Here is a 24999-nt window from a genome sequence, read left to right as displayed (position 1 = left end):
ACAGGGTGAGTCGGAGGCACACCACACGGTGGCCTCCGACTACTTTTTTTGCATCAGAACCAAACGACCTCTTGTCGGCCGATCGGCGCTAGCTCAGGCGTAGGTTCATGAGGTCTGAACTTTCCGGGTTGAGCTCCAACAACAGGCGATACCCCGGCCCTGTCCGCTCGGTCTCGTCGGGCAGGTTCAGCATTCGACCCACCAGATCGTCTCTGCCGATCTCATGAGCGAATTGTTCGGCGCTCGCGAGGCGCTGAGCGTAACGCGCCTCATCGCGGGGGTCGAGAAATTTCCTCATCGTGTACATGCCGTAGGCGGCCTGCTCGGCTTCGCGAGACGGAATCGGGTAAGTCATTGCTTCGAAGGCATCGTCGGTGAGCGGCGATCTGTTTCCCTCCATGTGGTGCAGGTTCTCGGCCACCTGCCGCACAGTCGGAGCCGCGCCCGAAGGCCCGGAGTGAAGTAGATACGCCCAAGGGGTCGAATGCACGAGATACCGTGGGATATAGCGCTTGTTTCGGCGGGTAGCAGCTGGGATGAGAGCTGGCGGGAAGACTGATGTGGATGGGTTCTCATAAATTTCTTTGACCTTCTGCGCCGCGGAGACTGCGCACCCCCAATCCAACGAGCCCCACATCGGATACGGAACGTGCCCGCCGTGCACCGCCCTGAGGTTGCGTGCGATCGCATCGATGTACTGGCCCTTTACGAGAAATCTATCTTCGGGCCACCCGTTGAAGAAGACATACAACGGAGTTGCACCGTCGAGCCTGCTCTTCAAAATCAGGGTCTCGTACTGCTTGACTTCTTTAACTGAGTGTCCGAGCTGCTCATAGCGGTTGAATTTGTGGCTGGCGCGTTTTGCTTGAATACGAAGCTTGATCCACCGCTCGTCGGCCGAAGAACCGATCCACCACTCCCAATCCGCACCGTTGCCCGCCTCGACCGCCTTGGCGTATTTCGTCACTCTCAGCGCCGGAATACGCTGCTGAAGCTTGATCAAGTTGAGGTCGGTGAGCGTCTCTTCTCCAGGTCCGATGCCGCCTGCAATTCCCGTCTCCATCAGATCCCAGGTATCAGAGGCTGCTTCATTCATCGCGTGGACCATGTAATTGGCACTGAAGTGTGTACTCATCCCGGGGCCGACTTCAGGCGCTCTTGCGGTCGCGTCGCGATCCCAGTTCGTCGATTCGGGTGACCTTGTCGCTTCCCACAGAAACTGCAGGGAGCGCACGGATATCGGCAGCCACGTCCGCGACTGTATGTCCGATCGCGATGCCGAACACGCCCTGACCACCGTGTAGCAAGTCCACTATCTCGTCGTCAGATGTGCACTCGTACACCGAAATACCGTCGCAGAGCAGAGTTACAGACGCCAGCCCCTGGGCGTCACGCGCACGCAGGCACTCGATCGCAATGCGTACATTCTGCAAAGACACTCCGGCCTCGAGGAGACGACGAATCACTTTGACCACCACGATGTCGGAGAAGGCATACATCCTTTGCGATCCCGAACCGGATGCAGGGCGGATCGACGGTGACACAAGCCCTGTACGGGCCCAGTAGTCGAGCTGGCGGTACGTTACCCCAGTCACTTGCTGGACCTGGGGCGATTTGTACCCCAGACACCCGTTCACGGCGTCGGCGGCGGTGCCGTTCGAGGTCTTGAAAAGCCCCGGCACGATGTCCTCGAACGAACCCTGTTCGCTGCAGCTCACAACTCGCACCCACCCTTTAATCGATCGTTCGATGCACGATACCGCTCGACATCGCTCTGCTTTCTCTCCCGGCCAGCGGGCCACCTCTGCACGTCCGCCCCCACCGTTACTCGGCGGACAAACCGAGCAGCCATCCGATGAACGGCGTAAGACGAGGAACACCGAACCTGAAGAGCAGAAACACCGCGAGGAAGACGGCTATCGTGACCCGCTTGGATCGGAACTCCGTGAAGGAACGGATCGCTATAACGGCAGTGACTGCCACTACCAGGGAGCAGAAGTTCAGCACGTCGTCGCCGCTCATCCGAGCAAACCTGCCGATGCAATCGGGCTGAGTGGGGTCATTTCATGGGGCGTGATGCTGTTCATCGCCGCACCGTAACGATTATGGCACCGATGGCGGAGGTCTTGAACGGAACGTAGAATTCCCCGAATAGGGGAATTCTACGAAGCTTGATCCCACGGGCGTGTCGGACAGTGTTCGGCCACCACCGTCGCCCTGCTGACGTTCAGCATTCTCGATCTCCCCGCCTCCGGTGGCCGTGAACCCGGATCTAGCGCATACCTGCGCCCTGACAATCACTGCCATACAACCTGTTTCGCAGATGTCATGTGCCTGCCCGTTACCTTTTGAGCAGTCCTGATAACCGAGCGTTACGGGTGAGATCGGCCGCGGAATCAGCCTGCGAGAATCACGTTCATCGCATTCAGGAGCGCGCCGACTGCCGGGATTCGGGTCGAGCTCGCCGCACGTAGCGAACGTGTCACGGCCGGCTCGGTCGGCAGATACCGCACCCTGGCCGTTCGGACTCGCGCGGTGTCCGGAACCAGCGCGACGGCCAGACCTGCTTCGACGAGGGCCAGTTGGGTCGAGTAGTCGGACACCTCGTAGCGGATCGTCGGTTCGACTCCAGCTTCGCGCAATGCGTGCACGAGCGCGGAGTGCGCATCCGACCCTGATGGGCATACCGTCCAGATCGATTCCGTTTCGCCGGAGAGGGTTGCCATCTCACGGTTGTCCTCGATCGGTACCGCGAGGTGTACATCCTCGGTGTGGAGCGTGTGGACGTCGATACCTGCGGGGACCGTCGCCGGCCGATGGTCCCAGGACTCGAAGACGACGAGATCGAGGGTGCGGTGCTGGAGGCGGTCGAGCAAATCGATTCCTTCTCCGTCGACGACCTCGGGGCGCAGCAGTGGATACGTGCGAGCAAGGTCTGCCAGAGCTGGGACCACCAGCCGACGTAATGCACTTGCGACCGCGCCTACTCTCAGCGCTCCGGCAACGTCGGTGTCGATCGAGGCAAGGTCGTCTTCTGCGGCTTCGGCGAGAGCGGACATGGCGGCCGCACGTGTCGCCAGTGCGCGACCGGCGGGGGTCAGCCGTATCGACCTTCCCTCTCTCTCGACCAGGGTGGTGCCGGCTTCCTTCTCCAACTTGCGGATGTGTTGCGACACTCCGGGTCCGGTGAGGTGTAAAGATTCTGCAGCTCGAGTGACCGAACCTTGTTCGGCTACTGCGGCGAAAACTTTCATCCGATCCCACGACAACATATAAGTGATACTACTGTTTCAGCGGTAGAACTGGCTAGTAGACTTATCGGTTTGTAACTGGTTGCCTTGACCAGGTGACCAGAACCGCGATACCGAGAGCTGACGCCGCCGATCGGGGGGTGGGCGGGAATGCGGCGCTGGTCATCGCCGGTGCCGCGTCGCTGTCACTGTCCGCAACCTTCGTCAAACTCGCCGATGTCACCTCGGGGACGGCGGCATTTCTACGATGTCTGATCGCGCTGGCGGCTCTCGTTCCGATGGCGCTGTGGGAACTTCACCGACGCGGCGCAATGCCGACGAGGTTGTATCCCATGGCCATTGGTGCCGGAGTCTTCCTCGGAGCGGACTACGTGATGTGGACCGCGAGCATCCTCGACGTCGGTGCCTCGATCGCCACCGTCCTTATCAATGTCCAGGTCGTCGTGCTGCCGCTGATCGCGCTCGTCGTCGATCGAACCGCAATCCCCCGACGATTCCTCATGGCGGTGCCTTGCATGCTGCTCGGCGTTGCACTCGCCGGCGGACTCATCGGCGGAACAGGAGCCGACAACGCGCTCCGCGGGTCCATCCTGGGAATCTCCGCCGGTGCCGCGTACGCGGCCTACCTGTTCCTGAACCGCCGCTCCACCCAGCGAAGCCCCAGCCATCTGGTCACCCCGATCTGTGTGGCCACCGCATCGGCAACGGTCACTGCCGGCATTGTCTCGGCAGGCCTCGGAGACCTCGATCTCGACATCTCCGCGGCCGCGTGGGGATGGATGATCGCGCTCGCTTTGCTCGGACAGGTTGCCGCCTGGCTGTTCATCAGTTCGGGATCCCGATCGCTGGCGGCTAATACCGTCGCGGCCCTACTCCTGCTGCAGCCTGTGCTGGCTATCGCGTTCGGATTCGTTGTCCTCAGCGAGCGACCCACCTGGATTCAACTAGCCGGAGCCGCCGTCGTCGTCGGAGCCGTCTGGACCGCAACCCGACACCCCCACCACCCTGACTCCACTTCAAGCCACGGAAGAGGCCTTCATGACCCCATCTCCGACGAGCATCGATCGAGTCGTCCTACCCACCGATAGCACCATCCCTGTCGCCCGCAGCGCCGAATACGACACCTACTTCAGGATCTCCCGCAGCAACGACCCGCACGCGTGGGCGGTCAGCGCACTGACCGTCGTCACCGCCATCACCACAGATCTGCCGCAGTCCACTCTGGACAACGACTCACGACTCCGCCTACTCGACGCCCTGGCCGTAGTCGTCGGCGATGCCTCCGCCGCAGCAGCCGTGTCCGCACGGGAACGAGATCCTTCCCAATTGGCAGCGCCGACGGACCACAGTGCGGACAATCGCACCCCGCAGGCTCCGAACGACTCTGCACGACAAGCGATCACACGCTGGAAGAAGGGCCACCACCTGTTCCACCTGTTCGTCATATCCATGAACAGCCGGCTCGCGGCAGTGCTGGAGTGCCTTGCAAACAAGCAGTGGCCCACTCTCGCCCACCAACTCACCGAACTAGGGACTCTCTACGCCGGGGCGACCGAGAGCATGCGGTACGCGTCCGATTTCTCACCGGAGATCTACCGTGACTTCGTCCGGCCTTCCATGGAACCGCCCTGGCTCGAACCCGGGTTCTCCGCCGTGTTCAACCGGGATCACGACGTGATGCTCACCCGCGCCAAGATCGTCCGTACAACGCTCAAGACGGCTGAACTTCCCGGCGTCGCAGCAGATTCCGCACGACGGCTCTGGAAGAGCCAGGCCGAGAACCGGCGCGCCCACCAACTCATCTGCCAACGATTCGTCCCCGGCGGCGATTCACTGCTGCAAGAGCACTTCGACAGCACCGGTCAGAGCAACTGAAACAGAAAGGCTTCGCCCTCTCATGATCACCGTCATCGAAACCTGGCACCTGACCGCCGAAGCGGCCGAGAACGCCCTCTCGGTCCTGCAAGAAATGGACGAACTCCTCGACGACAACGCACACCACCACCCGGGGTGGGCGGGCCACGCGCGCTTCTTCCAGCACGCATCGGACCCCCAACGCGTAACGATGACCTACCCCTGGGAAAGCGCCGAGCACGCCACGCACCTCCTCGAATCGGAGACGCCACTACTCGAAGATTTCTACCGCCGGTACTGCGAACGCCCCCGCGAGGTCGTCTTCGCCCACGAGCTGCCGGTCGACGTCGAATGACCCCCGACCCAACAAAGCCGACTGGCGACTGGACTCCCGAGCAGCTCAAAGCCTTCGGCACCGACACCCTCGATCGAATATGTCGACACTTCGCCGCGCTCGACGACGTGCCCGTCACGACGCCGGCCGATGCGGCCGATGTCGCCGACGCGATCGACAGCGAGCTGCCGTCCGAGGCAACAGATTTCGCCGACATACTCGACGACACCTGGAACAACGTCGTTCCGCATTTGACGCACTGGAACCATCCACGATTCCACGCCTACTTCAGCAACAGTTCCTCCGGACCGGCCATCCTCGCCGAGATGACCGCTGCGGCATTGAACGTCAACGTCATGTTGTGGAAGAGCGCGCCCTCGGCTGCCGCCGTCGAAGACACCGTCACCAGATGGCTCGCCGAACTGCTCGACTACCCCGCCGCAGACGCACTGCTCGTCGACGGTGCATCACTGGGCACGTTCTACGCGTTGGCCACCGCCCGCCACCGGGCACAGCCCGAGGTTCGACATCACGGAACATCCGGCCAGAAACCCGGCCGGATCTACGCCTCCGACCAGGCCCACTCGTCGGTCGACAAAGCTGCGATCGCTCTCGGCATCGGGCTCGACAATGTCGTACGCCTACCCACCGACGCTAGCGGCCAACTCGATCCTGCTGCTCTGTCGACTCGCATTGGATCGGACGTCGCGGACGGTTACACACCGATCGCTGTTGTCGCCACCGTCGGTACGACCACTTCAGGTGCTCTCGACCCGGTCGAGGCGATTGCGGCCGTGTGCCGCGACCACCGAGTGTGGCTGCACGTCGACGCCGCGTACGGAGGCTTCTGGCGCATAGCCCCGGCCATCGCGCAGGTCCTTCCGTCACTCGCGGCCGCCGATTCTCTCGTCGCCAACCCACACAAAGTGCTCTTCACCCCTATGGAGTGCGGGGCACTGTTCTGCCGTCACCCCGGAGCACTCGAAGCCGCCTTCACACTGGTTCCCGAATACCTGCGTACCGACACCACCGGCGGTATCGACTACATGAATTACACCCTCAACCTTGGGCGACAATTCCGAGCTCTGAAACTGTGGTGGACCCTGCGCGCCTTCGGAATACGAGGCATCCGAACTCGACTCGAACACAGTCTCACCCTGGCGACGAGGCTGCGAGACGCCCTTGCCGCAGACCCGCGGTGGCATCTCGCGAACGATTCGCCGCTCCCCTTGCTCTGCCTCCGGATCTCCTCTGCCGACGGACAGGCGACGCGGAAGATCCTCGAGACCGTCAACAGCACCCACCGGACGCTGCTCTCCCACTCCGAGCTCGACGGCCACTACGTCATCCGAGTGTCCATCGGCAACATCCACACCACTGCCGACCACATCGACCAACTGGTTGCCGAACTTACCGAGGCAGCCGACGCCGTCGTCGGCACACCCCGACCACTCGCTTCAGTGACCGTCACCCAACAGGAGGTACCTGCATCGTGACCACCACCATTTCCACCGAGGCCATGCTGCACGAGAAGGCGGCAGCAATCTCCGCCATCGGGCGGTGGTCCGCGGCCAACGAGAACTTGCCGTGGGCCCCGGCCCCCGACTCCCATGCCGTGCACTGGAGTTATGCCGAGCTTCGACCGCTCGCGATCGCGGCCGCCGACATGGTCAAGGGCGACCGAGCAGCTCTACGGGTACTGACCCTCGCCAATCCGGGCCATGCCCGCGAGGCCGCCGTCGGATATCTCTATTCGGGGCTGCAGATCATCAACCGCGGTGAAGGTATGACCCCGCATCGGCACGCGCCGACGGCCCTGCGCTACATGCACGAGGGTGACGGGGCATGGACGGCCGTCGGTGGAACCAAGATGTATCTCGAGCCTCGCGACGTGGTGATCACCCCCGCCGGCGAATGGCATGAGCACGGCAACGACAGCCCCACCGACTCCCCCGCCATCTGGCAGGATTGCACCAACGACCCCCTCGTCGCCGCCCTCGCCGCGACACAGTTCGAGCTCCACACCGACAACACCCACCTCGAGCCCCACATTTTCGCGCAAGACAGACACCACCGAAACCTGAGCGAGCCGCTGCTCTACAAGTGGGACAACGTACTTCGCGCTCTCGGTGAGCAACAGCGGACCCACGAGGCCGACCCGCACCACGCATACCGACACACCCTGCACGCAGAAGGAACCCACGACCCTGTCACACCGGTCATCGATGCTGCATTCACACTCCTACCTGCAGGGATCCAAACACAACCGATGCGGCGCACCGCTTCCGCCGTCTTGATCGGGGCACAAGGGTTGTCCACCATCCACGTCGACGGAAAGCCGTTCCGGTGCAGCGAAGGAGACAGCCTCGCCGTTCCATCGTGGTCGACTGTCAGCTACGTCAACGACACCGACATTCCAGCCGTGCTGTTCGAGTTCAACGACGCGCCCGCGATGACCGCCCTCGGTCTCTACCGCGAAGAGAAAGACGCACAACGGTGACACCAACGTCGACCATCACGATCCTGCTGTCCGAAGCCCACATTCTGACGCTCAATGACGGCTCCACTCAACCATGCGGCTTCTGGGCCGAAGAGTTCATCACAGCCCATCGAATCTTCACGGCCGCAAACATACGGACGATCATCGCGACACCCGGCGGCGGCGCTGCGCACGTCGAGCCCGACAGCATGCACGCCCCTCACAGCCCAGACCCTGACGGGTACAGAACGTACCTATCCGGTCTGAGCGAAAATTTGCGCGCGCCGGCCGCGCTCGAAACGGTTGACCCCTCTACCGTCGACGGGATCTTTGTGCCCGGCGGCTACGGGCCAGTGGTGGACCTGCACAAGAACTCTCACGTTGGAGAGTTTCTCCGCGCGCTCCGACGGGAGGGGACCCCGATCGCGACGGTCTGCCATGGAACTGCGGCGTTGCTTGCCGACACAGCATCCGGAGCAACGTGGCCGTATGCAGCCCTGACGATGACGAGTTTCTCGGACCAAGAGGAAGCCGATGTAGGACTGCTCGGCACGCTCCCCTTCACCGTCGAGCAGGAAATCCAGCGCCGGGGCGGCACGTACACCGCAGGACACCCGTGGCAGCAGCACATCGAAATCACCGACACGCTCATCACCGGACAGAACCCCGCCTCCACCGAGGCGGTCGCAGAACAGCTGACCCAACGGATCGCAAACTACTCCAGTTCGACTACCCGTTCAGGAACTCGCTAGTTCACCGGCCGGTTGACCTCTCGGCTTTATCCCTGGATGGAACTGCTCGGAACGCTGTAACGTGCGTGGGATTTGGAATTTTAGAGGCCTATTCTGTCTGTCAGGATTGACGTCTTGGCCGAAGTCGCCACGACCAGCATTCTTAACCACTGACCGACCGAAACGAAAACACGACCATGAAAACCGACATTACAGATACAGAAAACCCGCCACCCTAGGTCGAGTGACGGGTCTTTCCATCGATTAAAGCGCCGCAATAATGCAAATCAACATTAATATCGAAGGGATCAATGTAGACGCTGCTACAACCAATCCCGTTGTTGCCTTAATTACTTCTGTCACGGCAACAATGATCGCCGCTAAGGTGTATAATTTATCTATCATGATTCAAATAGATCCTCCATTCAATAGATTTACCGATGCTTTTCCGGCATCCACCAATTATAGCAGGTAATTCACCTTTTCGCTTGAGCAACCCATTCCTCCAAACGATGAGAACGAACTCTGCGAAGAGTAGAAGGCAGATACTTTAAGTAGTCCTATTGTCGCATCAATTCTGCCGCGCCGCTGCCCGGCAGACCTTACGGAATTGACCGCTTCGATACCTGCGATAGCACTTCCCGGATCACCGGCCAAAACGATTCAAGACCTCGCCTCAATCACCCCGGAGGCGTCGTGCATGCTGGGACCACTCTACAGCTGGCTGACTGCATTCGGCGACCTAGCATTGCTCGACCTCGTAGGCTGCACGAATGGACAGAGCAAGCATTCCGTCGCCTGGCGATATGGACCATCTGAGCAGCGCAGAACGCAAAGCGAAGCGCAAAGATGACCGTGGACGGCGAGTCGGCACCAAAGTGCGCGATTACGAGCGCATGTGCGGATCTGGACCCGATCGATTGGCCGAGACTCTGATTGCGCGCCACAACGTCAGGATGAAGAACACGGAGAAGCTGCCGGATGGATTCCGATTCGAAGCAATCCTTTTTCTGGCACCGATAGCAATACTGGATATCGCGCATCGCAAGCTGAACCTCACTTTGGATCGCGCACCGTCAGCCTATTATGGCAAATGGCCTCACGACCTCGGTTGGGGAGTGGACAGCTGCGTCGCGGCCACCCGACTGCTTCTCGCAGGACAAGTGGTGGCCGCTGCCACGATCGCCCGACAACAACTCGAACGATGGACTGCGGTCATGGCACCTGTCGTCGGAGTCGAGCAACATCCGTCTGAAAAAGTGGAGGACTTCATCGCGCGTGCGTGGACCGCATACGCCGAGCGCATGCCAAATCCTGGCGCACCGCCGGAATCATCCAACATCGAGGGCGACGCAGACCCGACTACTGCGCAAGATATCGAGGGCGACGACAGCTCCGCAAGCACAGAGGAGCCAACCGCACCTCATAAGCACGTCGTCCTGGCGAACGGACGTGAAGTATGCCCAGCCGTCGTCTACGGCGTTCTCAGCGAAATAATGCATGCGCGACTCTTCGAGGAAGCCATGTGGTGGGAGTCGGCCGCGCTCCTGAGCAGATTCGATGTACCAAGTGTCGTATACGGCGCGGTGGACTGCATAGCGGACGCGTTGAGCTTGAGCCTTACCCAGATCCAGTACATGACGGCTGCTGGCCTGTATCGGCAGGGCGATCCCGAGGACGCCGTGACGTTGATAGCAAGTATCAACCTTGCCGTACGGCCGTCGGCTGACGTCGCGTGTGAAGAACCACCAGATGATGCCCTCCCTTATTCGGCATCGTTCGTACTGCCGAGATTGCCTACAGTCATGCCATTGTCGCCCGATGAAGGCCTCTTGCCGGTGTTTGTTCGCTACCTAGACGATCAACGATCCACGTACGAGTCGCTGGCCTGGAATCATCGGCCCGCAGGTCGCTTGTATCGGGACGACGAGCTTGCGACTTTAGCCTTCGGCGCTCATCGCCAGGCGAGTGCATCGTTTGCGCTACGAGCCCTCGCCGCCGAGCGAGACGAACTAGGCGACGATTTCAACATTGACTCGGTGGCCTCGCGCGGGACGAACTACATCGTGGTTGCCGAGTTGGCAGCTCTTGCTGCTCTGTGGACACGCAACGGTCCTCTGCTACCAGCAGCATCGACTCCACTGGCTCTGGTGTCGTCGACGTTGCGGTCCGCATACTGGCTGTGGTTGGAAGACGACGACCGGGCGATGGCCTCGCTTCGATGCACGCTCGAACAAATCGCTCGATCAAGAGTCCACCGGACGAAACCGGAGAAAGCGCAGCGCCTTGAAAAATCCGTACACAACAAGCCCCAGCGGTGGATAGAGACCGCCGGGTGGAGTCGACTGTCGGCTTGGAATCGAGTATTGGGCGCATACGCGCACGCCCACAAAAAGCCTAACTGGGAAGGCGCAAGAGAGCTCCTGAAGGACTTGCAGCTCGACGCTCACGAGCCGTACGCCTTGCAACGCGCGCGTGGTGACGCACTGAATGTGGTGACGACTCTGGTGGCGCACGAGTCAATCAGCATTCTGGCTCTATTCTCACAGAAGGTGGCGGCTACCGCCGCTGAACTGCTGGAAAACCACTCAGGCTTGGACATGACACGGGAATGGATGGATGCGTTGATGAGTAACGCACTTGCCCATCGGAAAACACCGATTACAGAACAAGACTGATCGGCCAGCCCGAACACCCCGCTCCGGTAGCTACTCGACGGGCTGGGCGGCGTCGGCGGGGCACCATTGGTGATCGAGGCGTTATGCGGTTCTGAACTTTGTCCGCAGGTATCGGTGATAGCTTGCGGCTGTGCATTCGGGGGGTTCCGGCGTATTGGGCTGGCGACTGTTTTTCACTCGTCAGCAGTTGCCTATACCTCGGTCAGTGAACGACCCGGGGGCTGAATCGGAGGATCTCGACAGATTGCCTCACACCGGCAAAACGCCGGATGGCACTCCGTACCTGATCGATCCGTCCGGACGATACGACGTACGCCTGAACGACTTTTTCACCACGGAGTTGATCAACGCACCGCCGACCACCCAGGCAGCGTATGCGTACGACCTGAAACGGTTCCTGAAATTCCTATGGGACAACCGATCCCAGAGATCATGGACTGATGCAACGCCAGGCGATCGTGATGCGTACAAGCATTGGCGATTGCTCGACCCGGCGGGCGCACGAGTAGAAGCTACGACGTGGGACCGTGAGGTAGCGACGGTGAACCAGTTCTATCGCTGGGCAGTCGTACGCGGGCACGCCGCATGTAACCCGTTCGTGCAGCGCCTATCTCGCAGCCGAGATCCACGGAGACCCCGCGGTCAAACACCGGCAGAGTCATCGCACAGGGGCCGAGTCAATGACGTCGCGTGGCTCCCACCGGCCACGTATCGGCGGTGGCGCGATATAGGTGTCCGAGGTTTCGACATGGCAGGGTTGCCGGATCCGGCGTTCCGCGGACGGTTTGCCTCACGGAACGGGGCTTATTGCGACCTGATGATTCGCACCGGTTTACGGTTGTCCGAGCAGACAAGCTTGAGTGTGTTCGAATTCCCTCACCCAGTAGCGGGCACGTTGAACGTTCGATCGTGGCTTCCGCGGAGTATCGCCAAGGGTGGATCGGCCCGCCACATCTACTTCCCGATGTCGACGTTGACCGAGGTATGGAACTACATCGCGATAGAGCGGGCGGAAGCCATCGAGATGGCCCAGGCGAACGGCGCGTACGAGCAGATTCGGAGTCCGCTGATCGTTGCCAATCGGCTTCGGCCGTTCGTTCGAATCGGCGGCGAACGGGTCGACGCTGCCAAGCTCACCCACGACGAGCGGCGCCGTACTTTCATCGAGTGCCGCGAGGGCTTGGAGCCAATTGCCCTGTGGATCAACGAGGACGGTCTTCCGAGCAAGCCGTCCGCGTGGCAGGAAGTGTTCAAGACAGCAAACCGCCGCTGTGTGCGCCGCGAGGTCCCGATCCGGTGTCATCCGCACATGCTTCGGCATTCGTTTGCCGTGATCACTCTCGAACAACTGTGGCGCGGGCATATCAAGGAGCTGACACCGATGTCGGGACCTCAGCGCGAGACGTACCAACGTGTGTTCGGCGACCCGCTGAACTGGATCCGCATTCGATTGGGGCATCGCTCGATCGAGACGACACAGATCTACCTGCACACCCTCTCGGAATTGGAGATGGAGACGCGCGTGGCGTTGGTCCCCGACGGGTGGGAGCCCACCGTTGTCGAGAAGCGAGTCGACCCCGACTTATCCTGCGCGGACAATTGCGTTGTCTGAGCCGATCAACGGCCAAGTGCGCCGTGCGGGACTGCATCACGTGGCACCGCATCCAGATGGCTACTACCAGCCCGATGTCACCGAGCAATCAGCAGGCGACCCGCCGGTTGTGCGGTTCTACGGCGAGGACAACAGGACAGCGCACTATTCGTTCGCGCGGTTGCCCTGCCCTGAGCTTCACGCCGATCTGGCTGTCGCATGGGCGGCTCGAATCGGGCCGGTGGGTCAGGTGCGCACCCGTTCGGGTGCCGACAACGGGTGGATCACTCTGCAGCGTTTCCTGAGGTTCCTCGGCGATCTCCCACAGCCGCCTGTCTGTTTGGACCGAGTGACGGTGGCGAATCTCGAGCACTATCGCGCACTGCAGCTCAAAAGAACCACTGCGACGCGCGTGACCCAACAGATGGCTGCAGTGAAACTGATACTTCGCCACCTGCCGGTCACCCGATTGCACTGGGAGGTCGCAGAATACGTAGCGCGACCGGGTGACTTCCATGAACCTCACCGACCCGGGGCCGGCGCGGCTCCCGGATACTCGGACCGCGAGTTCATGGCGATCATGGCAGCGGCACGTTCGGACGTCGCTGCCCTTCGCGGGCGGCTGCGGTCGTCGCGGCGATTGCTGTCCGTGTTCGAGCTGCAGCCGCACACGCTTTCAGCGGCAGAACGCGAGCGAGCCGCGCATCTGGCGGAGATGGCGAGCACCGGTGCCGTCACACCACCGCAACGCCCGAGCACTGTCTCCGGATCTGTCACCGACCTGGCCGGATGGCTGACGAAGGCCGGTCAACTATTTCTCACGACCCGCGACGTGCTGCCCCTGCTCGTGCTGGGCGTCGGACTCAGTGGCCGTAACAGCGAAACAATCAAGGAGCTTTCGCCCGAGCACCGCGTTCTGGAGGATCGCGCGGTAGCGGTCAACGTGATCAAGCGCCGGCGAGGAAAGGCTCGTACCTGCGAAACAGTGCACTGGGAGGGCGGCCCGAACGACTCCGGACTGCACACCCCCGGCGGCTTCTTCCTACTGCTCCACGAGTTGACCAGCAGTAGCAGAGCATTCAGCGGTAGCCGACGGGTGTGGTCCATTTGGACACGTGACAACATGCGAGGAACAGCGGACTTCATCCGGACGCGCTCGGCAGCCAACGGTCACATCGACCCTTTCGATCTGCAGGTTGGCCGATGGCTCGAGCATCGCAAGTGGGTTGCGCAGCATGGTCTGACAGCCGACGGCAATGGTCCGGGGGCGGAACCGTTGGTGTTGTCGATGAACCGTCTGAAAACCACGGTGGAAGTGCGTCGAACACGCGCTGTCGGAGGGCATCTCAGGTCTGCGTCGAGAACGAACACGCCGGATGTGTCATTTCTGCACTACCTGCGTAGCGATCCTAGGGTGCGTGACTGGGCCGATGAGGTACTCACCGAAGCACTCCACGAGGCAGAACACAATGCTCATGCCTTCCGTGGGAGAATTCTCGGACCCACTGGGGCGGCTGCATTCGTGTCGGATCCAACTGGCACCGCCGCCGGACTGGGTGTTTCGGTCGATCAGATCCGGCGCGCAGTCGACGGCGAACTGGACACCTTGGTGAGTTCGTGTCTGGACTTCGAGCACAGCCCATTCAGCGGCGGCGGAGTGTGTGGGGTGTCCTTCCTGACCTGCCTGCGCTGCCCGAACGCGTTGGTCACCGAACGCCACCTCCCCCACCTTTTCTCGTTGCTCGACTGGCTTCAACGTGATCTCGACCAACGCGACATCGACGATTGGTGTGGTCGGCACGGCGTCACTTGGCTGATCATCACCCGCCTGATACTTCCCAAATTTACTGATGCGCAACAGGAACAGGCCCGCGCCGCGAAACCTGACGACCTACCCGCCGACCTGCTCGACGGATTGAAGGAACTCGCATGAGCTTGCCAGCACCCCACCCCGGGCCAGCACGGATATCTGCCGAAACGCTGGTGCTCGGGGACCGAACTTTGCGACCGGGCGCGGTACTCGAAGACACGGCACGCTTTTCGGACATGGTGTGGAGGCTGGGACCCGCACAGCGACAACAACACCAGAAGCAGATATCCATCGACTTCACCAATGTTCCTAAGAGTTTTCGCGAGGTCGCGAAACAGGTTACTTACGCATTGCTCCGGGCGGATCGTCCTCGCGGGTGCGAACGCATCAAGGCGATCGACACGGTCGCAAACCTGTCCGGGCAAGTGGGTGCGGTCCTGCGCTGGGTCGACAACCGTGGCCTACGCTCGATCTCCGCGATCACGCGCGACGACCTACGGGCCTTCAAGCAGCATGTGCACGAGCTCCGCCTCACCGACGGAAGCAGAGCGCACCTTCCGCGGGCCTTTCAGCTGCTGTGGCTCTGCCGTGCACACCTCGATGATCCTTTGACCTTCGATCCGGCCGCCGCCCTCGATACACCCCGGTCCGGACACTCCCAGCACGGACACGAGAACGAGACCGCCCGCATACCCGAGCAGGTGCACGCACCGCTACTGGTCTGGGCCATGCGATGGGTCGACGATTTCGCACCCGATGTGCTCCGCGCCGGGGCAGAGTGGCACACGCTGCAAAGACCCCCGGCCGCGCCGGGACAAGATCGCCGAGGGCCGCAGACAGACACACGGGCCAACGTCGCGGCGATCTCCCGGGTAATAGCTCGCTATCGCGGTGAACGACGCGCGCTTCCGGCCTACCAAGGAACGGTGAATTTGAGTCACCTGCGCCGCGAAGCCAATCTCGGCCGCTCGGTCGTCGGCCCGACCCGGCCCGCCGGCGCGGTCATCATCGCTGCCGTCGCCGAGCTCGGGATCGACGACGACACCTACCTGCGGGCACCGATCGACGGACTGTTGGACGGACAACTCTGGCGGGGACGGATCCGATATGCGGAACTCGAAGAACTCACCAGGATGCTGTACATCGCCTGCTACATCGTGATCATCTACCTCTCCGGCATGCGGGACAGCGAGGTCAAACACCTACAGCGAGGATGCGTATCGGTATGGCGGGACGACACCGGAAAGGTCGCAAGGCACCGGATAACCGGAGTGGCGTTCAAAGGTGAACGACAGGCCACCGGGGTCGCCGCCACCTGGGTCGTTACCGCGCCTGCACAACGGGCAGTTGCAGTCCTGGAACGGTTGCAACCCACGACGGAGAAATACCTGTTTGCGCTGCCCCCGACCTCGAGAAGAAGCGGCAGCCCGCGGCCCAACCATGTGAAATCTACCGCTGCCACGAACCGCGACCTGGCCGACTTCGTAAGTTGGATCGACAAATTCAGCAGCAAACTCGGTCACCGCGATCGGATTCCCGAGGTCAATGGCGCGGCATGGAAGCTGAGCAGCCGACAGTTCCGGCGAACCCTGGCCTGGTACATCGCGAGACGCCCCGGCGGGAGCATCGCCGGGGCACTGCAATATCGCCACGTGCGCGTCCAGATGTTCGAGGGCTACGCCGGCACCTCCCAGTCGGGGTTCCGCGACGAAGCCGAAGACGACATCGCCCGCGGCGACAAGCTCGCCGACCTGATCACCAACCCGGATCTGCACCGTCTGACCGGACCCGCCGCCGCCGAGGCAGAACGACGGCTCGCTGAATTCGAGCGTCACGTTCGATTCGACGGCACGGTCATCAACGACCCCAAACGAATGCAACGCCACATGGCACGTCACGACCCCCACATCTACCCAGGCGAATTCGTGACCTGCGTCCACAACCCCGACCGCGCGCTCTGCCGACGAAGCGACGGACGAGACGGACCGTCACTGCCGGACTGCCAACCACTGCGCTGCCGCAACGCAGCACTGACCACCGGCAACCGCGAGCAGATGAAGGAAGCGCTGCAGTCCTACGACCGCGAACTCTCCGACACCGTCCGTCTGGGCCCCTATGTTCGTCACCGCCTCCAACTCAAACGATCCGAAATCGCAGAATTCCTCACCGACGAGCACAACGTTTCACTCACAGCACCGTGAAGAAACCACTCCCCGATGACGCCGCAGTCCAGGCCGCGATGGATGGCGTGCTTACCGAATGCGAAACATCGGGGCGTCGAGCAACCGTCACCTCGGTAGAGGACCGTCTCGGCATTACCCACGCGACGTTCTACCGGAACTATCCCGCCCTCATCACCTGGTTCCAGCAACAAAACAAGAGTCGGGCAGCGACACAGGTCAGCCGAAAAGACAGTGCAGCAGACGATCTCGCTCGACTGCGGCGCGATAACTCCGACCTGAAAAAGCTAGTGGCGATCTACGCGAACGCAATCCGTCAACTCACCCTCGACAACGCAGCGATGACAGCGGAGCTCGATAAGACGTCCGGCGTCACCACACTCAGACCTCGATGAAGCTGGCACCTTCTCCAGCCCAACTCCGATCCGCGTCGGCCGTAGCCGTGACCTCGCTGGTCAGGTTGACATATCGCGTGCCCAAACGCTTCCCGGGCGGATACGCAAGCCAGTGGCCAACGCGAATGGAGCGAAGCCTTGAGCCCAATGCGACAATCTCACCCCACCTCGAAGCTCCGGCGACTCCGGTGTTGCAGCTCTCGTGCCCGGACCGGCTCACACCCGCCCCGAGTTACCGCCACCGCTCTGAGCTGTAGGTCTAGATCGCAGGGTCAGGCGGTTTTGCGAATCACTGTTGTGGCGTACTCGACCGATCCTGGCCGTCTGCCAGGACGTTCGGGAACAGAGCAGTGAGAAGAGTTGAATACGCGGTATTCCAAGTCCATTGCGCCGCAACCCAACTGCGTCCGCGTTCACCCATCGCGCGGGCGCGGACCGGGTTGTCGAGGAGTTCGACGATGGCTTGGGTCAATTGCTCGACGTCTTTGACTACATAGCCAGTTCGGCCTGCCTGCACGGTTTCGGGGGCACCTCCGGAATCACCCGCGATGATCGGCAGTCCCATGGCGGAGGCCTCCAGGTATGCGATACCGAGTCCCTCCTCTTCGAGTCCCAGGCGACGCGTTCGGCACGGCATCGCGAAGATCGTGGCGCCGGCGAGGACTTGCGCAACGAGCTCGTGCGGAAGTCCCCCAACGAAGGTCACCGCGTTCTCCACGCCCTTTGTCCGGGCCAGACGCTGCAGACGTCGACGGTCAGGGCCGTCGCCGACGAGAAGCAACGTGGTGTCGGGATGTCGTTCCAGAACCGCAGGAAGCGCACGAATCAACGAGTCCTGGCCTTTCCGCGGGACGAGACGCGCGGTGCACACGATCACGCCGCTGTTGCCGTCCGGGGATGGATCGGGGCCCGCCACGGAGCCGCGCACGGGGTTGAATTGTTCGACGTCGACGCCCGGGCTCAAACGCACCAACGCTGTATCGGGCGTAACCGCTGGCAGGATTGCGCGGTAGGTATGGCCGGAGATGTACGTCAGCACGTCGACCCAACGGCCAATTGTGTGCAATCCCCACCGCGTCAAAGGAACCTTGGCCCACCATGTTTCATGCCCGTGAGTGGTGGCGACGACCCGCTTCACCCCGCAGGCCCGAAGCGCGGGAGCGATCAGGCCCAGGGGAGCTGCGGCAGCGATCCACGCGGTATCGCAGCCGTGTTCGAGCGCGATTCGACCTGCCCTGCGCATCACCCGTCCCGTCGGAAGCAGGGTTCGGCTGCGGTCCCGTATGACCAAGAATGGAAGCGAAGCGTCGTATGCGGCTGCTCCGCGTTCCGCCGAGGTGTAGACCACGATCGACTCGGACGGAAAGCGGTGAGCCATTTCCGATGCGAACGTTTCGATGCCGCCCTGCCTCGGCGGGAAGTCGTTGGTCACGATCAAGGTCCGGCTCATGCCGCGACCCGCTCGCTTTCACGATTGGGACTCGAGACGGCGGTGTCCGTTCCGGGAACCCTCGCAATCCACGCCATTCCCCAGAACATCAAAGGGTAGGCGAAGTACCCGAACCTGGCCGAAGGGGCAAGAAGGAACAGCACGGTGAGCCCGAGTGCAGCGATCGAGCAGGCCGCCGCGAACGTGCGCGGTGGTTTCACGCACAGTCTGATTCCGATGACGATGGCACCGACGAAAAGTGCGAGCAAAGAAACGATGTGGCCGTACTCGCCCGCTTCCGCCAACGCGCCGCCGATCACCGACGAGCCTGCCGGAGTCGGAACGTCTGCGCGACCGAGTGGGAACAACACCGTGTGCTCCACCAGTGCGCCGCCATCGAGGATCACTGGAGGAACGACTACCGCTCCCGCCAGAGCAACGGACACCGCACTGACCCGCACTGCTGACCATGTACCGGCGCGTTGACGATGTAGTACCAACGCGACGATGGCTACCGGCCATGCGGTCCACTTCAGTGCGCATGCGAACGCCAACACAGCAGCCGCGGCCCATCGGCGGTCTGCCGCCATCAGCGCCAAACCGAGCAGACAAGCACCGATGACCGGCAGATCCACCCCACCTGTGCACAGCGGAATCGCGATGAGAGGGGACGCTGTGAGAAGCCCGAGCTTCCCGAACGACTCCTGATCGATTCGTCCCCGGTCGGATCTCGTCAGCCGAACAACGATGAGCACACAGGCGGCGAAGAACACTCCGAACCAGACTCTGGGGTCCCCGAGCGGACCCTCCAGGACGACGCCAGGCAGCCCGAACAACGCCATCGCCGGAAGGTACGGGTTGTACTGAGTCAGCTCGTGAGGGTCATTGACATATGGACTGCCGGTGTCGAGCAAGTGGCGGGCCGAGTCGATGACTACTGCAACCTCGAGCTGCGCGAGTGCGCCCCCGATCAGCACGATCATCGGAACCAACACAGCGCCCAACACAGCGACACCAGCCGCTCGAGGTCGATTACGTGATCGCAACAGGACCGCACCCGCAGCGAGATAGCCAGTGACAGCGCACACTCCCCACACCCGATGCGTGGTCAATTCGGTGGTCATCACGTACACGGCCGTGTACGCGGCGAGTGCCACGTAGATCCCGACGAGTAGGCGGTCCCGACCGACAATGCTACGAGAATCCCTCTGTAAGAGCATGTTTCGACGCTACAAAGACAGTGGGACTATGTCGTCACGCATCGGAGCCAAACTCGGCATCCCCCGGAGGAGCTAGTCGAGTCGGTGGGAGAGTTCATTTTCGTAGTAGAAAACGACAGCCTGCGTCCGGTCACGAAGGTCGAGCTTGGTGAGAATCCGCCCGACGTGGGTCTTCACTGTCTCCTCCGCCAGCACGAGATCGGACGCGATCTCTCGATTCGACAGACCCGTGGCCAGAGCGTCCAACACGTCGAGCTCTCGGGGAGTCAACGCCGACACTGCGGCGGTGTTCGGGCGACCGCGCCGACGCCGGGCGAACTCCGAGATGAGCCGGGTTGTGACAGTCGGTGCCAGCATCGATTCCCCGGACGCGACTGTGCGGACGCCCCGGACGAAATCCGCTGCGGTGGATTGCTTGAGCAGAAACCCGCTTGCACCGACACTGAGCGCTTCGTACACGTAATCGTCGAGGTCGAACGTCGTGAGCATCAGCACGCGGATCGAGTTCGTCCTCTCGCCCAGTGATGCGAGGATCTGCTCGGTCGCCCGGATTCCATCGAGCACTGGCATTCGGATGTCCATCACGACAACGTCGGGCCGCAGGCTGACAGCAAGATCGACGGCCTCCGCACCGTTCGCGGCCTCACCGACCACGACGATGTCAGGTTCGGCCCTGAGTACGGCTGCGATTCCGTCGCGCACCAATTCCTGGTCGTCCGCCAGCAGAACCCTGATGGTCATCGGCGGCGCTCCACTGCGCTCGGATCATCGCCAATGTTACTGCGTGGTGGGATGTTTCGTCCGCGAACTGGGAAGATTACAGACACCTCGAATCGTCCGTTCTTCGTCATCCCGGCAGTCATGCTTCCGCCGAATGCGGCTGCCCGCTCGGAGATACCGACAAGTCCGTGTCCTCGGCCTCTCGAATCGGCGGACACCTGTTCGGTTTCGTTGCCGACAGTCACCCGAAGCTCGTCGTTCGTGCGGGTCACGCGTATCTCAACCTTCGTGCCGGGTGCGTGACGTGCTGCATTGGCGAGCGATTCCTGGAGGATGCGGTAGACGGTAGTGGACAGCGCTTCCGGCAGCGTGTCGAGCTCCCCGTCCGTATACAACGTGACGTGGGCTCCGGCCGCGCTCCATTGGCTCACAAGGGCGCCGATGTCGGACAGGTTCGGTGCCGGTGAGTGTTCAGTTGCCTCGTCCGGGTCACGAAGGACCTCGATAACCTGGCGCATCTCGGTCAGTGCGGTTGCCGATGCGCGATGTATGTCGTCGAACGTCGCAATCGCCTCGGGTGGGAGGTCGGGGCTCTTGAACCGTGCGGCCTGTGCCTGCACCGCGATCATCGACATGTGGTGCGCCACTACATCGTGCAGTTCCCGTGCGATCCGCGCCCGCTCTTCGATCACCGCCTGACGCCGCTCCTGTCCCATGCGGAGCTGCTGTTCGTCCGCCAGGGCGGTTTCCGCCGACGACAGTCGCATCATGACCACTCCCGCGACGGTGATCGCAGCCAACGTCGCGGCAATGATCAGCAAAGCGAACGGTGGCATCTTCACCGTCAAGACAGTCGGGACCACGACCGCCAGGAAGGACACGAGGGCGACCGCGGCTCCCACGTTCGGCGGATGCACTCGGGCCACTCGATACAGGGCGAGCCCCGCCGCAATGCAACTTGCCGCCGGCCATGGGAAAACCTCTTCCTGAACCAGCCCTGACAGCGTTCCGGCGAACATCCCGAGTGCGATCAACTGCCAGGTCAGCAGAGGTGCCACCCGGATCAGAAGGAGGGGAAGTGTCTGAACAGCGCCGAGGACGTAACTGGCGGCGACCGAGTTGACCATACTCGTCAGTTGACCTATCGCAGTACCGAACAGCACGGCGACAAGCACCGCTCCAGCTGCAAGCGCCATGAATCTCGGCCGACTACCAGGCTCGTCGGTCCGCCCTCTCATTGTGGGCAACGTCGGGCGCAGGGCCGTTTTGATTCCGGCTGTCAGTTCGGCAATCACCGACACGACCCTACTTTGAGAAGATCCGCTTCAAATCGAAGATTGCGCGGCCGCCCACGATGCAGTCGTGGGCGCGCGGCGAAGCTGATCGCAGACAGCTTCTAGATCGACTGTGGACGGTGACACAGGTTGAACGACCTACGGCGAGCCGGACATAGCCCTTGTCGTTGCCCTCAGCCACGTTCGGGTGACATACTCGAATGGTCAGGAGCGACGCCGTGGTGGTGCTACGGGGTTTCCGGCGAATCTTCCACTATTTCGGCTGTCCCTGCTTGGCAACCAGTCTGGCAGTGCCACGTGCACTCCTGGTCGCCCGGCTCGGCCCGGCTCTCAAACGAGAAGGCGGCACCATCATGACCAGCTACAGCGTAATGAAGGCATCACACGACCGGGCAGCGGTAATCGCGACGTGGCCGGGCTTCGACTCAGAAGAACATTCCATCAAGATCACCACCGTCGCCAGCGCCTCGTACGCTCACAGCCTTGCTTTTTACCTCACTCAACTATCGGAATCCGCATGGGACGCAGCTATGTGGCTCGACACCTACCCAGAGATAGCCACGGCCATATCGAAATTGATCGTGCAGCTCCGAACATCCAATAGAATTGGGCCACAAACAGTTTCGACCGACGGCCTGCGCCATGGAGAAACGTGGACGTCCTCGGCACTGGCAGAGCAGCTCGTCGACGACTACTTCATCTCCCTACTCGACGACCTGACCACCACACAACGACTCTCTGTTGCCGATGAACTCGAAACCGACGCTGACGAACGACGCGACCTACTCGACCACACTCGCGACGAATACGAAACCGACAGCAGAGTCAATCAAGCCGGCCTGGTCACCCGCGTTCAAGAATTCGGCTCCATAGGACCTCTACCCGAAGGCGCATCCGGCTACCTACGCACCTGCTACAGCGAAGGACTCGATTTCGGAGACCGATTGAGGGCCGCGAAACAAATCCGACGGATGGAACAACTCGTCGCTGCATGCAACCATCACGGCGGACGCGCACGGGCACATACCGATCCCTGCGAGGCACACTGCGTTGTCGCTGTGCACCCCGGGAAAATCAGCGACGGCGACACACCGTGCTACATCACTCCCGTTCGCTTCGGACCGCACACACATTCCCCGGGCAGACCCAACCCGTACGGCAAGCTGCGCATACGTCGCGGCCACGAGTGGATCGCCGAGGTCGACCCAGATGACACTGCAGGTTTTGTCACCGCCCTTGGTGACTGGGCTGGAACCTTCGCGTCGTAGTGCCTGAGGCCCAAAATCGGCTCTGCGGCCAACTGCCCGAGGGCGGTAAGGGAAGGAGACCTCGTCGACGCCCGCAATCACCTCGCACACGGCGATGAACCCCGCATTTGCAAACGGTCAGAGAACGAATGGTTCGCACTCTACGAATCCACCCTCACGTTGTTGGCATTGGTGGCGATGACGAAGCCGGCGTATTCGAGGCGGTGCAACTTCGTGCACTTCGACGCGGTGCTCTACGACGAGCAGGTGTCGATCGCAGAGAACGCGCGTTGAACCGTCCGTTGGGCAAGGCCCGGCCAGGCTGCCGATCGTGCTGGGGCGGGCTCTAGGGGTGCTGTGTAGCTGTCTGGTGCGCGAGTGCCACGGTGCTTACGGCCTAGCTTCCAGGGCGGCTGGGGTCGTTGTGCGGCCTTGCCCCTGCTGCGCCAGTCTGCCTGTTCGTGGTCAGTTCGGAAGTTCGCAGTCGATGGTTGCACTGCACACCAACCCGGCCAGGCGCGAGGGTGCCTGCAGGCGGCACAGGTGGGCTCACCTCCTTAGGGTGATTGGGTGAAAGCAATGCGTGGAGATCGCCCCTGGAGCCGCATCGCAGGCCTGGTGTGCGGTGCACTCGCCGTCATTTTCGGCACCTTTTCCCTCCACCGGACGGGGTGGACCGTAGATCGGGTCTTCCAGGAGTTCTGGGTAGCCACAGCTCTCATAGGCCTTGTATTGGGCTGTGCCGCGATCGGGTGCCCCATCAGCGATTTCTGGCGTGCCCGTCCACGCAAAAGAGACTGGGCGTGGTCCATGGCCGTAGCGCTCGGCCTGGTCGCCGTCCTTGCTCTGACGAGTACCCACACCAACGTGGATCTGGGCTCGCTGCCGGCATGGGTCTCGGCAGGTGGTGCTCTGTTCACCGCCGCAGGCGTCGTACTCGCCCTCCGGTCGTACCAATCGACGCGGCATTCGGACCTGGAGGACCAGGCGAACCAGGTCCGACTACTGCACATGCTCCCGTGGCCCGACGGCCTCGACGCGAACCGAAAGCAACAGTGGCGCACAGAATTCACCAATCGCAGCAAGGACCCGCTGTACGAGATCGAAATTCACGGCTTCCGCGCCCAGGTCGAAGACGACGCTGACGCGGTGAATATGCGGGCGTTCGCAGAGACAGCCCTGTCGGAGGACACACCGATCAGATCGGGTGGTTGGCGGAGGCAGGCCGTGCTCGAGGCGGGTGAAACGTTCAATATCCGGTGGGAATCAGACGATCCCGCCGAGCAGAACCCGGCTCCCGCATTCGTTAGCATCTGGTACTCGGTAATGGACGCCAACGGCCGCTACTGGAACGTCGTCGACAACAACGAACCCGAGAAAGTGCCCCGCCCGTCCCGTCGCCTCGGATGACACGAGCAAAGGCTCACACCCCCAGCCGCGGAAGCACACTCGACGGTGTCAGCCCTCTGCTTCTCCCCCTGGGCGGCTCAGACACCATCCGAGGTAACCGGAAGAACGTCGAACTCAGCGTCGCGGATCACCGATAGATCGAACGCGTCCGAGCCGTCGACCGGTGCAACGAGAATCGTCTGACCCTCATCTGGGGCTGTGATGATCCGCCCCCACTTCTCAGGCTCGTAGCGGACGAGCCCGAAGCGATAATTCCCGAGGTGACGGCCTCGGGCGGTGACGACACGAGCCGGGTCGATAAGCATGTTCGTAGCCATAATCGCACCGTACCCGAACACGGAAAGCCATAGTGCACAACACCATCAAGCATCAAAG

22 protein-coding genes are annotated in these 24999 nt (G+C 61.9%); 13 read left to right on the top strand and 9 right to left on the bottom strand.

Translation table 11 applies throughout. The features are described from left to right. Positions 1–88: 88 nt before the first annotated feature. From CH294_RS26095 to CH294_RS26080, 4 genes are all read right to left on the bottom strand, one after another. The gene (locus tag CH294_RS26095; protein ID WP_139278550.1) at positions 89–1096 is read right to left on the bottom strand and encodes a DUF6615 family protein; all 1008 of its coding nucleotides are present in this window, start codon (positions 1094–1096) and stop codon (positions 89–91) included. A 52-nt stretch (positions 1097–1148) separates the two neighbouring features. Further along, entirely contained in the window at positions 1149–1751 is a 603-nt protein-coding gene (locus CH294_RS26090; protein ID WP_094615671.1) for a MerR family transcriptional regulator, read from the bottom strand. 73 nt (positions 1752–1824) lie between these two features. Beyond that, positions 1825–2022 (bottom strand): hypothetical protein, encoded by a 198-nt coding sequence (locus CH294_RS26085; RefSeq protein WP_032375875.1) that lies wholly within the window; start codon positions 2020–2022, stop codon positions 1825–1827. Positions 2023–2396: 374 nt separating this feature from the next. After that, positions 2397–3254: a LysR family transcriptional regulator gene (locus CH294_RS26080; protein ID WP_158514280.1), complete on the bottom strand. Its 858-nt coding sequence runs from the start codon at positions 3252–3254 to the stop codon at positions 2397–2399. Between the two features lie 92 nt (positions 3255–3346). Here CH294_RS26080 and CH294_RS26075 point away from each other — a divergent pair, with 92 nt between their 5' ends. The 11 genes from CH294_RS26075 to CH294_RS26025 all read left to right on the top strand — a co-directional run bounded on the left by CH294_RS26075 (position 3347) and on the right by CH294_RS26025 (position 17303). Continuing rightward, complete coding sequence (locus tag CH294_RS26075; RefSeq protein ID WP_230591638.1) at positions 3347–4339, top strand: DMT family transporter; 993 nt, start codon at positions 3347–3349, stop codon at positions 4337–4339. After that, positions 4290–5126, top strand: coding sequence for a hypothetical protein (locus tag CH294_RS26070; protein WP_015586201.1), 837 nt, complete (start codon positions 4290–4292; stop codon positions 5124–5126). The genes CH294_RS26075 and CH294_RS26070 overlap by 50 nt, the downstream gene beginning before the upstream one ends. Positions 5127–5148: 22 nt before the next feature. After that, entirely contained in the window at positions 5149–5460 is a 312-nt protein-coding gene (locus CH294_RS26065; RefSeq protein ID WP_015586200.1) for an antibiotic biosynthesis monooxygenase, read from the top strand. Beyond that, on the top strand, positions 5457–6935 hold the full coding sequence (locus CH294_RS26060; protein WP_015586199.1) for a pyridoxal-dependent decarboxylase: 1479 nt from the start codon (positions 5457–5459) through the stop codon (positions 6933–6935). The genes CH294_RS26065 and CH294_RS26060 overlap by 4 nt, the downstream gene beginning before the upstream one ends. After that, the gene (locus CH294_RS26055; protein WP_015586198.1) at positions 6932–7939 is read left to right on the top strand and encodes a cupin domain-containing protein; all 1008 of its coding nucleotides are present in this window, start codon (positions 6932–6934) and stop codon (positions 7937–7939) included. The genes CH294_RS26060 and CH294_RS26055 overlap by 4 nt, the downstream gene beginning before the upstream one ends. Then, positions 7936–8670: a type 1 glutamine amidotransferase domain-containing protein gene (locus CH294_RS26050; RefSeq protein ID WP_015586197.1), complete on the top strand. Its 735-nt coding sequence runs from the start codon at positions 7936–7938 to the stop codon at positions 8668–8670. The genes CH294_RS26055 and CH294_RS26050 overlap by 4 nt, the downstream gene beginning before the upstream one ends. A gap of 752 nt (positions 8671–9422) precedes the next feature. Continuing rightward, positions 9423–11327: a hypothetical protein gene (locus tag CH294_RS26045; protein WP_015586196.1), complete on the top strand. Its 1905-nt coding sequence runs from the start codon at positions 9423–9425 to the stop codon at positions 11325–11327. Positions 11328–12183: 856 nt separating this feature from the next. Next, positions 12184–12939, top strand: a complete 756-nt coding sequence (locus CH294_RS27930) for a site-specific integrase (RefSeq protein WP_230598334.1) — start codon at positions 12184–12186, stop codon at positions 12937–12939. After that, positions 12932–14851 (top strand): hypothetical protein, encoded by a 1920-nt coding sequence (locus CH294_RS26035; protein WP_015586194.1) that lies wholly within the window; start codon positions 12932–12934, stop codon positions 14849–14851. Before CH294_RS27930 ends, CH294_RS26035 begins: the two co-directional genes overlap by 8 nt. Then, positions 14848–16929, top strand: a complete 2082-nt coding sequence (locus CH294_RS26030; RefSeq protein ID WP_015586193.1) for a hypothetical protein — start codon at positions 14848–14850, stop codon at positions 16927–16929. The genes CH294_RS26035 and CH294_RS26030 overlap by 4 nt, the downstream gene beginning before the upstream one ends. Then, positions 16926–17303, top strand: a complete 378-nt coding sequence (locus CH294_RS26025) for a hypothetical protein (RefSeq protein ID WP_015586192.1) — start codon at positions 16926–16928, stop codon at positions 17301–17303. The genes CH294_RS26030 and CH294_RS26025 overlap by 4 nt, the downstream gene beginning before the upstream one ends. A 289-nt stretch (positions 17304–17592) precedes the next feature. On the opposite strand, the gene CH294_RS26020 is transcribed toward CH294_RS26025, so the two are convergent. From CH294_RS26020 to CH294_RS26005, 4 genes are all read right to left on the bottom strand, one after another. Then, a complete protein-coding gene (locus CH294_RS26020; protein WP_015586190.1) occupies positions 17593–18753 on the bottom strand; it encodes a glycosyltransferase family 4 protein in 1161 nt (386 codons plus the stop codon). Further along, complete coding sequence (locus CH294_RS26015; RefSeq protein WP_015586189.1) at positions 18750–19952, bottom strand: glycosyltransferase 87 family protein; 1203 nt, start codon at positions 19950–19952, stop codon at positions 18750–18752. The genes CH294_RS26020 and CH294_RS26015 overlap by 4 nt, the downstream gene beginning before the upstream one ends. Positions 19953–20024: 72 nt before the next feature. After that, positions 20025–20693: a response regulator transcription factor gene (locus CH294_RS26010; RefSeq protein ID WP_015586188.1), complete on the bottom strand. Its 669-nt coding sequence runs from the start codon at positions 20691–20693 to the stop codon at positions 20025–20027. Then, positions 20690–21868 (bottom strand): histidine kinase, encoded by a 1179-nt coding sequence (locus CH294_RS26005; RefSeq protein WP_139278552.1) that lies wholly within the window; start codon positions 21866–21868, stop codon positions 20690–20692. Before CH294_RS26005 ends, CH294_RS26010 begins: the two co-directional genes overlap by 4 nt. 389 nt (positions 21869–22257) lie before the next feature. On the opposite strand from CH294_RS26005, the gene CH294_RS26000 reads away from it, so the two are divergent. Both CH294_RS26000 and CH294_RS25995 read left to right on the top strand, forming a co-directional pair. Further along, complete coding sequence (locus CH294_RS26000; RefSeq protein WP_032407140.1) at positions 22258–23235, top strand: hypothetical protein; 978 nt, start codon at positions 22258–22260, stop codon at positions 23233–23235. Positions 23236–23784: 549 nt separating this feature from the next. Continuing rightward, complete coding sequence (locus tag CH294_RS25995) at positions 23785–24624, top strand: hypothetical protein (RefSeq protein ID WP_141215047.1); 840 nt, start codon at positions 23785–23787, stop codon at positions 24622–24624. 77 nt (positions 24625–24701) lie between these two features. Here CH294_RS25995 and CH294_RS25990 read toward each other — a convergent pair whose 3' ends face one another. Next, positions 24702–24941: a hypothetical protein gene (locus CH294_RS25990; RefSeq protein WP_141215468.1), complete on the bottom strand. Its 240-nt coding sequence runs from the start codon at positions 24939–24941 to the stop codon at positions 24702–24704. Positions 24942–24999 lie beyond the last annotated feature (58 nt).

Source organism: Rhodococcus sp. 14-2483-1-1, from assembly GCF_002259335.1.
GTDB lineage: Bacteria > Actinomycetota > Actinomycetes > Mycobacteriales > Mycobacteriaceae > Rhodococcoides.
Note: the sequence above shows the minus strand (reverse complement) of the source record. Positions and strands in the feature narration are given on the sequence as shown.